Raw genomic sequence first — 12,681 nt, 5'->3', positions numbered from 1 at the left:
CCGTGCTGCTCTGCATCGACGTCGGCAACACGCAGACGGCCCTCGCGCTCTACCCCCTATCGGCGTGCTCGGTTGCTCCGTCGGGGAAACCCGTTCCCGACGACGGGCCCGAGGTCGCGTCCCGCTGGGACGCGCGGATCCGCACGGAGCGGCGGGCCACCGCCGACGAGCTGGCCCTGACGGTGCGCGGGATGCTCGGCCCGCTGCTCGCGGAGGTCGACGGCGTCGCTGCGCTGTCGACCGTGCCCGCGCTGCTCCGGGAACTGCGCGGGATGCTCGACCGGCACTTCGCGGGGGTCGCCCGGGTCCTCGTCGAGCCCGGGGTGCGCACGGGCGTGCCGCTGCTCGTCGACAACCCGAAGGAGGTCGGCGCCGACCGGGTGGTGCAGGCCCTGGCCGCGCACCAGCGGGTCGGCGGGCCCTGCGTCGTGGTCACCTTCGGGACCTCGACCGTCATCGACGCGGTCTCCGCCGACGGCGAGTTCCTGGGCGGCGCGCTCGCGGCCGGCGTCGCGGTCTCGGCGGACGCCCTCGCCGTGCGGGCCGCCGGGCTGCGCCCCGTGGAGCTCGTCGCGCCGCGCACCGTGCTGGGGCGCTCCACCGTCGAGGGGATGCAGGCCGGTCTCGTGCTCGGCGCCGCCGCGATGGTCGACGGGCTCGTCCGGCGCATCGGCGCGGAGGTCGCCGCCAAGGACACGGCGGGGCGCGGACCGGTCGCGGTCGTCGCGTGCGGGGGGCTCGCGCCCGTCGTCGCCCCGGAGTGCACGACGGTCACCCACCACGTCCCCGACCTGACCCTCCAGGGCCTGCGTCTCGTGTTCGGCCGCGTCCAGGAGGCGGCGCGGGCCCGCGAGGAGCGCCGCGCCCGGCGGTGACGGTCAACCTGCAGCCGCCTTGTCGCGGGCTGGGGCACCGGCTCGGCGGCCTTGTCGCAGTGATTCACAACGACAAGCGTGCGCCCTCCGGTCGGGAGCCCGCGACAGGAGTTCGCGGTCAGGCCCCGGCCCGGGGTGCCCGGTAGGTGCGGCGGTAGGACAGCGGCGACAGCCCCACGTCGGCGGCCAGGTGCGCCCGCAGCGACGACGTGGTGCCCAGGCCCGCGTCGGCCGCGACGCGGTCGACCGGCAGGTCGGTCGACTCGAGCAGGTGCCGGGCCCGGGCGACCCGCTGCGCCAGGATCCACGCGTGCGGGGACGTGCCGGTCTCGGCGCGGAACCGGCGGGCGAAGGTCCGCGTGCTCATCTGGGCGTGCCCCGCGAGGGCCGCGACGTCGAGCGGCTCCGCCAGGTGCTCCCGGGCCCAGGTCCGGGTCGCCGCGGTGGACCCGCCGTCGTCGACGGGAAGCGGCCGCTCGATGAACTGGGCCTGCCCGCCGTCGCGCCAGGGCGCCACCACGAGGTGGCGGGCGACCTCGTTCGCCACCGCCGCCCCGTGGTCGCGCCGCACCACGTGCAGGCACAGGTCGAGGCCCGCGGCGAGGCCGGCGGAGGTGGCGAGGTCGCCCTCGTCGACGAAGAGCACGTCCTCGTCGACCTCCACCCCGGGGTGCAGGGCCCGCAGCGAGCCGGCCCGCGCCCAGTGCGTGGTCGCCCGCCGTCCGTCGAGCCGGCCGGCGGCGGCCAGCACGAACGCGCCGGTGCAGATCGACATCCAGCGTGCACCGTCGGGGACCTGCGCCAGCGCCGCGTGCACCTCGGCCGGGAGGACGCCGTCGCGGCGCGCGGGTAGGTAGTGGGTGCCGGGCACGACGACGGTGTCGGCGGCCGCGAGCGCCTCGACCCCGTGCTCGACGTGCAGGGCGTAGCCCGCCGTCGTCGGGACCGGGCCCGGCTCCAGCCCGCAGACCCGGACGTCGTAGAGCGGCTCCCCGTCGCGCTCGGCGGTCCCGAAGACCTCCGGCGGGATCGCCAGGTCGAAGCCGACGACCGGCGGCAGGGCGAGCACGGCGACGACGTGGGGCATGGCCGGATTCTTGCACTGGATGGCATTCCTGCCACTGGTGTCCGGCTTGCCGGGGCGGCATCGTTCCGGCTCGTGACCACCGAGGCCCCGCGGACGACCCCGCGCACCCGCTCCTCCTGGTGGCCGTGGGCCGTCGCCGCCACGGCCTTCGTCGCGCTCATGGGGGCCGCGGGCTTCCGGTCCGCGCCCGGCGTGCTCATCGCCCCGCTGCACGACGAGTTCGGCTGGTCGACCGCCACCATCTCGACGGCGGTCTCGATCAACCTCGTGCTCTACGGCGTCATCTCGCCCTTCGCCGCGGCCCTGATGGAGCGGTTCGGGATGCGCCGTGTGGTCGGCGGGGCCCTGCTCCTCGTCGCGGCCGGCAGCGGGCTGACCGTGTTCATGACCCAGGTCTGGCAGCTGATGCTGCTCTGGGGCGTGCTGGTCGGGGTCGGCACGGGCTCGATGGCGCTCGCCTTCGTCGCGACGGTGACCGGCCGCTGGTTCGTCCGGCGCCGCGGCCTCGTCAGCGGGGTCCTGACGGCGGCGCAGGCCGCGGGCGGCCTCGTCTTCCTGCCGCTCATGGCCGCGCTCTCCGAGAGCGTCGGCTGGCGGGCGGCGTCGCTGCTCGTCGCCGCGGGAGCGCTCGTCGTCGTGCCGGTGGTGGTGCTGTTCCTGCGGGACTCGCCCGCCGACGTCGGCACGGTCGCCCACGGCGCGGACCCCGGCTCCGTCGCGGCGGCGTTCCCGACGACAGGTGGTGCGGGCGGGGCGGCCCGGCGCGCGCTCTCGGTGCTGCGCGAGGCGGCGCGCACCCGCACCTTCTGGCTGCTCGCGGGTGGGTTCGCGATCTGCGGGGCGACGACCGTCGGACTGCTCGGGACGCACTTCGTGCCCGCCGCGCACGACCACGGGATGCCGGCGACGACCGCCGCGGGCCTGCTCGCCGTGGTCGGGGTGTTCGACGTGGCGGGGACGATCCTCTCCGGCTGGCTCACCGACCGCTGGGACCCGCGGCGGCTGCTCGCCGTCTACTACGTGCTGCGCGGGGCGTCGCTGCTGGTCCTCCCGCTGCTGCTCGCTCCCACCGCGATCCCGCCGATGTGGGCGTTCATCGTCTTCTACGGGCTGGACTGGGTCGCGACCGTCCCGCCGACCGTGGCGCTGTGCCGGGAGCGGTTCGGCGACCGCGGGCCGATCGTGTTCGGCTGGGTCTTCGCCTCGCACCAGATCGGGTCCGCGATCGCGGCGTTCACCGCCGGCATCGTGCGCGACACCACCGGCAGCTACGACGGCGCCTGGTGGGGTGCGGGCGCGCTCTGCGTGGTGGCGGCGGGACTCTCGCTCGCGATCACGCGGACCGTGACCCCGAGGGAGTCGGTCACCCCCGGCTGACCCGGGGGTGACCGACTTCCTCCCCCCCCGTGGAGGGACGGTCAGCTGGTGGTGATGTCGCCGTTGGTCAGCGTCCCGGTCACGGTGCGCCCGCCGAGTCGTACCGTCACCTGGTCCCGACCGACGGCCCCGGCGCCACCCGCCCCTCCGCTCGAACGGCGACGGACCGGGTCGATCACGGCGCGTCGGCGGCCCCATCCGGCAGCTCGGCGTGCCGCGGGTCGCTCACCGGCAGCAGGTGGCGCAGGCGCTCGACGAGTTCCAGGTCCTCCCGACCGGCGGGAGTGCGCGCGAGAGCCCAGAGCGCGGCGGTGTCGCCGCCGCGCAGCACGGCCCGGCGGACGCCGACGTCGAGCTCGTCGCGCAGGGCACGGATGCCCGGGGCGTCGGAGGTCGGCAGCAGCTCCCCGCGCCCCACCAGCGCGGTGTCGGGGACCGCCCCGGAGCGCAGGGCGTCGCGCAAGGTCAGGAAGTCGGCGTCGACGCGGGCCTCGATCCGGTAGGGCTGCGTCTTGACCACGCCCGCGCCGTTGGGAAGCGATTCGAGCAGGTGGCGCAGGCGGTGCATCTCGGCGCGCACGGTGACGGGGTTGCCACGCTCGCCGTAGATCTCCAGGGCGAGCGCGTCGGCGGACAACCCCTCGGGGTGCATCGCGAGCAGGGCGAGCAGCTCGGCGTGCCGGGCGCCGAGGCGGACCGGCCGCCCGTCGAGCCGGGCGACCGGGCGCGGGGCGCCGAGGAAAGGCAGTGCGAGCGTCGGGCGGACCCGCATCCCGGACGACGGTTCCAGTCGGAGCAGCCAGCCTTCGGCGAGGGGTTCGACGACGCCCTCGCCGTGCTCGCCGAGGGAGACCCGGTCGCCGGCACCCGGGAGCGTGATCCGATCGTCGATCCACCCGTGCGGCGTGGCGGCGAGGACCCGACCGGCCGGGCTGAGCAACGCGCCCGGGGCGTCCAGCCCGGAGAGGTGGGGGAGGTTCAGCGTGCGGAGCCGCTCGTCGCGGATCGCCTGGCGGGTGGCGAGGTGGTTCTCGGCGAGCCGGGCGGCGGCGGTGACCAGCGCCAGGGTGCTGGGATGGAACGTGCGGACCGGGCCGGTGAGGTCGACCGCGCCGACGGCCTCGCCGGTGTCGGGGTCGTGGATCGGCGCGGCCGCGCAGGTGAACCGGTGGTACTGCGCGACGAGGTGCTCCGAGGAGTGGATCTGGACGGCGCTGTCCGCGGCGAGGGAGGTGCCCATCGCGTTGGTGCCGGCGGAGTCCTCGCTCCAGCGGAAGCCCTCCGCGAGCTCGAGGTCGTCGGCCAGGTGCAGCATCCCGGCCGCACCCTCCCGCCACAGGATGTGGCCCTGGGCGTCGGTGACGATCATGACGTGCATCGCCTCGTCGGCGATCTCCAGCAGCGTGGTCCGCAGCAGGGGGAGCACGGGGGAGAGCGGGTGCTGCTCCCGGATCCGGGCGAGCTCGCCGTCGTCGAACACGTGGGCCGGCGCGCCGTGGTCGGGGTCGACATGGGCCGCGAGCGAGCGCCGCCAGGAGTCCGACACGACCGACCTCGGGTCGACCTCCGCCCGCGTGCCCCCGAGCACGGCGTCCCGGACGCGCGCGAGGACCGCCGCCCGCTCGACGGGATCCCCCCACGCCTGGTCGCTCGTCGTCATCCACCACCCCGTGGACCTCGTCGGACCGAGCTCTCATCGTGCGCCGCATCCGGCACTGAGGCAACCCTTACTGCCTCGGTCAAGTGCTCCTCAGACGCGGAACGTAGGTCCTTCTCGTGCCGCACGTGCGTGCAACGTCGTTGCAACCCTCGGCTTCCTAGCGTCCTGGGTCACAGGAGCGGGCGCGCTGTACGTCACCGCCTCTCCGTTCGAACAGGCACGGCTGACCACTTTGGGAGGACCAACGATGGCCGTCTATGCAGCCCCGGGGACCGAGGGCTCGGTCGTCAGCTTCAAGCCCCGGTACGACCACTGGATCGGCGGCGAGTACGTCGCACCGGTGAAGGGCCAGTACTTCGAGAACCCGACCCCGGTCACCGGTCAGAACTTCTGCGAGGTCGCCCGCGGCACCGCCGAGGACGTCGAGAAGGCCCTCGACGCCGCGCACGCCGCCGCCCCCGCCTGGGGGAAGACCTCCGTCGGCGAGCGCGCGAACATCCTCAACAAGATGGCCGACCGCATCGAGGCGAACCTCGAGAAGATCGCCATCGCGGAGAGCTGGGAGAACGGCAAGGCCTGCCGGGAGACCCTCGCCGCCGACATCCCGCTCGCGATCGACCACCTGCGCTACTTCGCCGGCGCGATCCGCGCCCAGGAGGGCTCGCTCTCCCAGATCGACGAGGACACGGTCGCCTACCACTTCCACGAGCCGCTCGGCGTGGTCGGCCAGATCATCCCGTGGAACTTCCCGATCCTCATGGCGATCTGGAAGCTGGCCCCCGCGCTCGCCGCCGGCAACGCGGTCGTCCTCAAGCCCGCCGAGCAGACCCCGGCGTCGATCCACGTCCTCATGGACGTCATCGGCGACCTCATCCCGGCCGGCGTGCTGAACATCGTCAACGGCTTCGGCGTCGAGGCGGGCAAGCCCCTCGCCTCCTCCCCGCGCATCCGCAAGATCGCCTTCACCGGTGAGACCACGACGGGTCGGCTCATCTCCCAGTACGCCTCGGAGAACCTGATCCCGGTCACGCTCGAGCTGGGCGGCAAGAGCCCGAACGTCTTCTTCGACGACGTCTCGGCGCAGAACGACGCGTTCTACGACAAGTGCCTCGAGGGCTTCACCATGTTCGCCCTCAACCAGGGCGAGGTCTGCACCTGCCCGTCCCGGGCGCTCATCCAGCAGGGCCACTACGACGAGTTCCTGGCCCAGGCCGTGAAGCGCACCGAGCAGGTCAAGCAGGGCAACCCGCTCGACACCGACACGATGATCGGCGCGCAGGCCTCGAACGACCAGTTCGAGAAGATCCTGTCCTACATCGACATCGGTCGCCAGGAGGGCGCGCGCATCCTGACCGGGGGCGACAAGAACGACCTCGGCGGGGACCTGGCGGGTGGCTACTACATCCAGCCGACCATCTTCGAGGGCAACAACTCGATGCGGATCTTCCAGGAGGAGATCTTCGGTCCGGTGTTGTCGGTGGCCAAGTTCTCGGACTACGACGAGGCCATGTCGATCGCCAACGACACCCTCTACGGCCTCGGCGCCGGCGTGTGGTCGCGCGACGGCGCGACCGCCTACCGTGCCGGCCGCGAGATCCAGGCCGGCCGGGTCTGGGTGAACAACTACCACCAGTACCCGGCGCACGCCGCGTTCGGCGGGTACAAGCAGTCGGGCATCGGCCGCGAGAACCACAAGATGATGCTCGACCACTACCAGCAGACCAAGAACCTGCTGGTGAGCTACTCGCAGAACGCCATGGGCTTCTTCTGATCGGGCCCACGCCGACGACTCCCGGGAGGCCGAGATGAGCGAGATCAGCACGAGCACCGACGTCACCGAGACCGTGCCCGAGGTGCCGGGGTCGGGGACGACCGCGCGCGTCGCGCTGTCCCCGCAGGCCTCCGAGCTCCTCGTGACGCTCACGGACCTCCACGGCCCGCTGATGTTCCACCAGTCCGGCGGGTGCTGCGACGGCAGCGCCCCGATGTGCTACCCGGACGGGGACTTCAAGATCGGCGGGCAGGACGTCCACCTCGGGGACCTCGAGGTGGAGGGCCTGGAGAAGCCCATCGGGTTCTACATGTCGGCCTCGCAGTTCGAGTACTGGAAGCACACGCACCTGACCGTCGACGTCGTCAAGGGTCGCGGCAGCGGGTTCAGCGTCGAGGCGCCCGAGGGCGTCCGGTTCATCATCCGCTCCCGGCTGTTCACCGACGACGAGTGGCGGGCGCTCGACGGGGCCTGACGCTTCCGCGCACCACCGCACGAGGGGCACCCTGGCCGACGGGCCGGGGTGCCCTTCGCCGTTCCGGACCGTCTCGACGAGGAGACCACGTTGACCGAAGCCAGCACGACCCTGCGTGAACTCACCGGCATGCCCGGCGACCCGGCGTCCCTCACCGGCTCCGCCCTGGTGATGATCGACCTGCAGAACACCTACACCCGGGGCGTCATGGCCCTCGAGAACGTCGAGCCCGCCATCGAGGAGGCCGCCCGCCTGCTCGAGCGGGCCCGGGCGGCCGGCTCGACGATCGTGCACGTCCAGCACGAGGCGGGCGCCGGCACGCCGTACGACACGAACGCCGAGATCGGCGCGATCGTCGACGCGGTCGCCCCGCGGTCCGGCGAGCACCGGGTGGTCAAGAACTTCCCGAGCTCGTTCGTGGGCACCGACCTCGAGGAGTACCTGCGTGGCGCGGGGGTCTCGAATCTCGTTCTCGCGGGATTCATGACGCACATGTGCGTGAACTCGACCGCCCGCAGCGCGTTCAACCTCGGGTTCGCCCCGACGGTCGTCGCCGGGGCCACCGCCACGCGCGCACTGCCCGGTCCGGACGGGGTCGTGGAGGCGTCCGCCCTGCAGGCCGCGAGCCTCGCGGCGCTCTCGGACATGTTCGCGGTGGTGGTGCCCGACTCGTCGGCCGTTCCCGACTGAGTCGCGGACGACTTCTGCGCCATTCCTGTGTGCGCCGCCCGTCACGGTGGACCCGCCTCGACACGGCGAGTCACTCGCATTTACGCTTCGCCGCGAACCATTCCGGTTCACGGCGCGCGGTGACGCGTGACCGGCCGTTCGGGGGTCGTGGAAGGAATTCATCGCGTGGCGCAGAAAGTGGTCGTGACTCTCGTCGACGACCTCGACGAGACCGAGGCCGACGAGACCGTCGAGTTCGGCATCGACGGGACGACCTACGAGATCGACCTGTCCGACGCGAATGCGTCGCGACTCCGCGACGAGCTCGCCGACTACGTGGCGCATGCCCGGAAGGTGTCCGGGCGTCGTCGGTCGAACGGTGCCCGGGCGACCGCGGCCCCGGCCGCCCCGGTGCGCAAGGGCGGTGGCCGTGCCTCGGTCGACCGCGAGCAGAACCAGGCCATCCGGGAGTGGGCCCGCAAGAACGACTTCACCGTCTCGGAGCGCGGACGCATCCCGTCCGAGGTCAGCGAGGCCTACCACAAGGCCCACGGCTGACCCTGGCTCTCCCGCGCACGGGCCGTTCGTCACCTCCAGGGGTGACGGGCGGCCCGTTCGTCGTGGAACGGTCGCCCAGGTCGTACGCTACTGCGTATGACCGAGGAGGCGTCCGAACTCCGGCGAGTCGTGCAACGCCTCGCCCGACGGCTCCGCGAGCAGCGACCGAGCGCCGGCCTGACCGACGTCCAGCGCGCCCTGCTCGCGCAGATTCTCGACCACGGTCCCCAGACGACCGGCTCACTGGCCCGACGAGTGCGGACGAGCCCCCAGGCGCTGACCCGCCCCCTCGCAGCTCTCGTCGAGACCGGCATCCTCGAACGCACCCCCGACCCGCAGGACGGTCGTCAATATGTGTTGACGATATCGGCGTCGGGTTGGACGCTGCTCCGGGAGGACGCGGCGCCCCGGGACGCCTGGCTCGCGGCGGGCCTCGCCGACCTGACCGACGCCGAGCGCGACCTGCTCGGCATCGCCGCCCGCCTGCTCGACGGGTTGGCGCGACGACCCGGACCGGAGTGAGCGATGGGCGACGAGCGGAGCACGCGGGCCTGGTGGATCGCCGTCGTCGGGGCGGCGGCGCTCGCCGCGGTGTGCGGGGCGTGGGGGATCGCGCGGGACCCGCTCGAGCCGTACTACGAGGCGTCGGTGCGGTCGATGGCCGGGAGCGGCCACGCGTTCTGGTTCGGGGCCTTCGACCCGGCCGCCACCCTGACCATGGACAAGCTGCCCGGGGCCTACTGGGTGCAGGCCGCCGTCGTCGCCGTGGCGGGACCGTCGCCCGTGGCGATGGTGCTCCCGCAGGTCGTCGAGATGGTGCTGGCCGTGGTCGTCCTCGCGGTCGCGGTCCGGGCGCTGACGGGCGCTCCGGCGGCGGGGGTCGTCGCGGCGTTCGTCCTCGCCGTGAGCCCGGCGGCGGTCGCGGTCGCGCGGGGCAACGTGGCCGACCCGCTGATGATCCTGCTCCTCGTGACCGCGGCCTGGGCCGTGGCCCGGGCCCTGCGCACCGAGCGGCCGATGCCCTGGCTCGCGCTGGCGGGCCTCGCCGTCGGTCTCGCGTTCCAGGCGAAGATGCTCGCCGCGTGGCTGGTGCTGCCGGCCCTGGCGCTCGCGTTCCTGGTGGCGGCCCCGGTGTCGCCGGGTCGCCGGCTCACGGCGACCGCGGTCGGCGGGGTCGTGACCGCCGCCGTGTCCCTCGCCTGGCTCGCGGTCGTCTCGCTGGTCCCGGGCGGGGCCCGCCCCTGGGTGGACGGCAGCAGCGACGACTCCGAGCTCACGCAGGTGTTCGTCTACAACGGGCTGGGGCGGCTCGGGGCGCAGAACCCGCTCCAGGAGCTCGCGGGGCAGGGGCTCGCCCTGACGGCGCCCGGGACCGGTGGCGAGGGCCCGTCGGTGCTGCGCCTGTTCGTCGGTGACCTCGGGCGGGCGACCGGTTGGCTGGCGCCCACGGCGCTCGTCGCGCTGGTCGTCGGGCTGTGGGCGGTCCGTCGCGCGCCCCGGACCGATCCGCTCCGCGCCGCCTACCTGCTGTTCGGACTGTGGCTGCTCGTCTACGGCGTCGCCTTCAGTGCCGGCGCGGTGATCAACGTCTACTACGTCGCCACTCTGGCCCCGGCGATCGCCGGACTCCTCGGCACGGCGTTCGCGCACCTGGTCGAGGCCCGGGAGCGACCGGGTGCCCGGCTCGCCGCCGCGGCGGCCGTCGTCGGGACGATCGCCTACGGCGCGGCCCTCGTCCTGCGCTCCGAGCACCCGCTCGTGACCCCGGTGGTCGCCGCCGCGGTGGTGGGCCTGGTCGCGGTCGGCCTCCTCGTCACCGCCCGCCGGGGCGCGCTCGTGACCGCGTCGGTGGCGCTCCTCGTCCTCCCGGTCGCGGCGACCGGCTGGCTGCTCGCCCTCGGCGGCGGCGCCTTCGACACGCCCTACGAACCGGCCCGCGAGGTCCGCGCCGTGCGGGTGCTCCTGGTCGCGGCGCCGCGGCTGGCGGCGGGCACGCTGCCCGGGATCGAGCGCTCGCGGGCGGGTGCGCCGGACCTCATGGCGGTGCAGTCGGCCGCGGTGGCCTCGGTGTTCGCCTACCCCACCGGCGAGGAGGTCCTGCCGATCGGCGGGTTCACCGGCACCGGCCCGACGCCCACCCTCGACCAGCTGCGCGACGACGTGGCCGCGGGTCGTTTCCACGTCGTGCTCTCCTTCCCGAGCACCGATCCGCGCCTGGTCTGGATCGCGCAGCACTGCCGGGCGCAGCGGTCGGTGGACCCGACCTTCCAGGTGCACGTCTGCCTCCCCGCCGACGCGACCCGTCCCTGAGTCACGCGAGCAGCGCGTCCAGCAGGCCCGGAGCGGCGGCGACGGCGGCAGGAGCGTGCCGCGCGGTCGCGGCCCGCAGCCCGTCGTCGGGAACGGTCCAGCGCTCCAGCAGCGCCGGGGTCATCTCGGGATGGAACTGCACGCCGCTCCAGCGGCCGTGGCGGAAGGCGGCGACGCCGGCGTCGTCGGTCGCGAGGACGGTGCTTCCCGACGGCGGGTCGAGCTGGTCGGCGTGCCAGGAGAACCACGGGCCGGGGGCGATGCGCTCGTCGTGCGGGACGACCGGGAACCAGCCGACCCGCGGTTCGTCCAGCCGGCGCACGCGCCCTCCGAGCACCTCCGCGACGAGCTGGGCGCCGAAGCAGATCCCGAGCACCCGGGCCCCGGCGTCGTGGGCCGTCGTCAGGAAGGCCCGCTCCCGGTCGAGCCAGTCCATCGCCGACCGCGGCCACGGCGCGCCGAGGACGACGACCAGGTCGTCGGGTGTCGGGTCGGGGAAGACCACGTCGGTGCCGGGGTGGGCGGTGCACCAGGTGACGTCGCCGAGTTCCAGCCCGCCGAGGCCCGCCGTCCGCTCGTGGCCGACCACGAGGGTGCGGGTCACGACGACAGGTCCCGGTAGCCCGGGTGCACGCCCGGGGTGAGGCCCTCGGCGGCCGCGACCCGGCCGAGCAGGTCGGCCAGGGTGCGGCGTTCGTCGACGTCGAGCGTCGCGAGCAGCGCGTCCTCGTGCTCGGTGGCGAGGCGGCCGAGGTCGCGGACCAGGTCCTCGCCCGCCTCGGTGAGGTGCACGGCGTACAGGCGGCGGTCGTCGGGGTTGCGGCGCCGTTCGAGCGCGCCCCGCTGCTCCAGCGCGTCGACCAGGGCGACCAGCCGGGTGGCCGGCGTGCCGAGCCGGTCGGCGAGCACCTGCTGGCTGCGGCCCGGCTCGCGGGCCACCGCCCGGAGGAGCCCGGCCTGCGGGGGAGTCAGGTCGACGGCGGCCACCCGCTCGCCGAAGCGTCGGGCGGCGTGGGTGCCGAGCTGGGTGAGCAGGAAGGCGGCTCCGGAGGGGCGGTCCACCCGGCGAACGATAGCCCTTGACAAACCATGACGAGCAGAGACGATGACAACTTGTAACGATGACTCGTCGGAAGGCTCGCCATGTCCTCGCCCCACGCCCGCCGCGGCGGGCCGCCCCTGCTCGCGCCCGCCCTCGCCTGGGCCGCCCTCACCGTCGCGGCCGGCGTGCTGCACCCGGGGACCCGACCGGGCGCCGACCCGACGACGACCCTCGCGGTATTGCGCGACCACCCCGTCGCGCTCCAGCTCTCCGCGCTCGCCCTCCTCGGCTCCGCCGCGCCCTTCGCGGTGTGGGTCGCCGCGGTCCACCACCGGCTGCACCGGCTCGGGCTCCGGGTCGCCGGCCCGACCCTGGGGCTGGCCGGCGGTCTCCTCGGCGCGGCCGTCCTGGCCGTGTCCGGGGCCGCGCAGTGGGCGGCCGGGGCGGCGGCCGTGCCGGGTGGGGAGGCTGCCGTCACCGGGTTGGACGCCCTCTCCCTCGCGCTCGGCGGACCGGCCTTCGTGGTGATGTTCGGGCTGCTCATGGCCGGGTGCTCGGTGCCGACGCTGCTCGTGGGTCTCGTCCCGCGCGGCCTCGCGTGGGCCGGGCTCGTCCTGGCCGCAGTGTCCGTGCTCGCGGTCCTCGGGCTGGTGGTGGGGCCGTTGCAGTACCTGCTGCCGGTCGTGCGTTTCGGCGGGCTGGTCTGGCTGGTGTGGTTCTCCGCGGTCCTGCCGGTGAGCCGCCGCCGGGTGACCGAGCCGGAGGTCGTCGCGTGACCCGACGTCGGGAAACCGTGCGCCGCGTGCAGCATCTGCGCGCGGGAGGCCGGAATTCGGCGACCGTCGCACGATCCGGTG

The 12,681-nt window shown here is 74.2% G+C and carries 13 protein-coding genes; 9 read left to right on the top strand and 4 right to left on the bottom strand.

What is annotated here, in order from left to right; genetic code table 11:
• The first annotated feature begins 2 nt into the window (after window positions 1-2).
• Entirely contained in the window at window positions 3-875 is an 873-nt protein-coding gene (locus QSK00_RS18235) for a type III pantothenate kinase (RefSeq protein ID WP_285592632.1), read from the top strand.
• Between the two features lie 118 nt (window positions 876-993).
• Here the strand turns inward: QSK00_RS18235 and QSK00_RS18230 are convergent, their stop codons facing one another.
• Window positions 994-1,962 (bottom strand): GlxA family transcriptional regulator, encoded by a 969-nt coding sequence (locus QSK00_RS18230; RefSeq protein ID WP_285592630.1) that lies wholly within the window; start codon window positions 1,960-1,962, stop codon window positions 994-996.
• Between the two features lie 72 nt (window positions 1,963-2,034).
• Between QSK00_RS18230 and QSK00_RS18225 the strand changes: the two genes are divergently transcribed.
• Window positions 2,035-3,339: an MFS transporter gene (locus tag QSK00_RS18225; RefSeq protein ID WP_502872050.1), complete on the top strand. Its 1,305-nt coding sequence runs from the start codon at window positions 2,035-2,037 to the stop codon at window positions 3,337-3,339.
• A gap of 175 nt (window positions 3,340-3,514) precedes the next feature.
• Here QSK00_RS18225 and QSK00_RS18220 read toward each other — a convergent pair whose 3' ends face one another.
• The gene (locus tag QSK00_RS18220) at window positions 3,515-4,999 is read right to left on the bottom strand and encodes a helix-turn-helix domain-containing protein (protein WP_285592628.1); all 1,485 of its coding nucleotides are present in this window, start codon (window positions 4,997-4,999) and stop codon (window positions 3,515-3,517) included.
• A gap of 247 nt (window positions 5,000-5,246) precedes the next feature.
• Here QSK00_RS18220 and exaC point away from each other — a divergent pair, with 247 nt between their 5' ends.
• The 6 genes from exaC (at window position 5,247) to QSK00_RS18190 (ending at window position 10,782) form a co-directional block, all read left to right on the top strand.
• Complete coding sequence (gene exaC / locus QSK00_RS18215) at window positions 5,247-6,770, top strand: acetaldehyde dehydrogenase ExaC (RefSeq protein WP_285592626.1); 1,524 nt, start codon at window positions 5,247-5,249, stop codon at window positions 6,768-6,770.
• Between the two features lie 34 nt (window positions 6,771-6,804).
• Window positions 6,805-7,245: a DUF779 domain-containing protein gene (locus tag QSK00_RS18210; protein WP_285592625.1), complete on the top strand. Its 441-nt coding sequence runs from the start codon at window positions 6,805-6,807 to the stop codon at window positions 7,243-7,245.
• A gap of 90 nt (window positions 7,246-7,335) precedes the next feature.
• Complete coding sequence (locus QSK00_RS18205; protein WP_285592623.1) at window positions 7,336-7,935, top strand: cysteine hydrolase family protein; 600 nt, start codon at window positions 7,336-7,338, stop codon at window positions 7,933-7,935.
• Between the two features lie 165 nt (window positions 7,936-8,100).
• Window positions 8,101-8,472 (top strand): histone-like nucleoid-structuring protein Lsr2, encoded by a 372-nt coding sequence (locus tag QSK00_RS18200; protein WP_285592621.1) that lies wholly within the window; start codon window positions 8,101-8,103, stop codon window positions 8,470-8,472.
• Between the two features lie 96 nt (window positions 8,473-8,568).
• The gene (locus QSK00_RS18195) at window positions 8,569-8,994 is read left to right on the top strand and encodes a MarR family winged helix-turn-helix transcriptional regulator (RefSeq protein WP_285592618.1); all 426 of its coding nucleotides are present in this window, start codon (window positions 8,569-8,571) and stop codon (window positions 8,992-8,994) included.
• 3 nt (window positions 8,995-8,997) lie between these two features.
• Complete coding sequence (locus QSK00_RS18190) at window positions 8,998-10,782, top strand: glycosyltransferase family 39 protein (protein WP_285592617.1); 1,785 nt, start codon at window positions 8,998-9,000, stop codon at window positions 10,780-10,782.
• A gap of 1 nt (window position 10,783) precedes the next feature.
• Here QSK00_RS18190 and QSK00_RS18185 read toward each other — a convergent pair whose 3' ends face one another.
• Complete coding sequence (locus QSK00_RS18185; RefSeq protein WP_285592616.1) at window positions 10,784-11,386, bottom strand: type 1 glutamine amidotransferase; 603 nt, start codon at window positions 11,384-11,386, stop codon at window positions 10,784-10,786.
• Window positions 11,383-11,844, bottom strand: a complete 462-nt coding sequence (locus tag QSK00_RS18180) for a MarR family winged helix-turn-helix transcriptional regulator (protein WP_285592614.1) — start codon at window positions 11,842-11,844, stop codon at window positions 11,383-11,385. Before QSK00_RS18180 ends, QSK00_RS18185 begins: the two co-directional genes overlap by 4 nt.
• An 81-nt stretch (window positions 11,845-11,925) precedes the next feature.
• Here QSK00_RS18180 and QSK00_RS18175 point away from each other — a divergent pair, with 81 nt between their 5' ends.
• Window positions 11,926-12,600, top strand: coding sequence for a DUF4386 domain-containing protein (locus tag QSK00_RS18175; RefSeq protein ID WP_285592612.1), 675 nt, complete (start codon window positions 11,926-11,928; stop codon window positions 12,598-12,600).
• Window positions 12,601-12,681 lie beyond the last annotated feature (81 nt).

It is taken from the genome of Actinomycetospora sp. NBRC 106378, assembly GCF_030269685.1.
Taxonomy (GTDB): Bacteria; Actinomycetota; Actinomycetes; order Mycobacteriales; family Pseudonocardiaceae; genus Actinomycetospora.
This window is presented reverse-complemented; position numbering and strand designations above follow the sequence as displayed.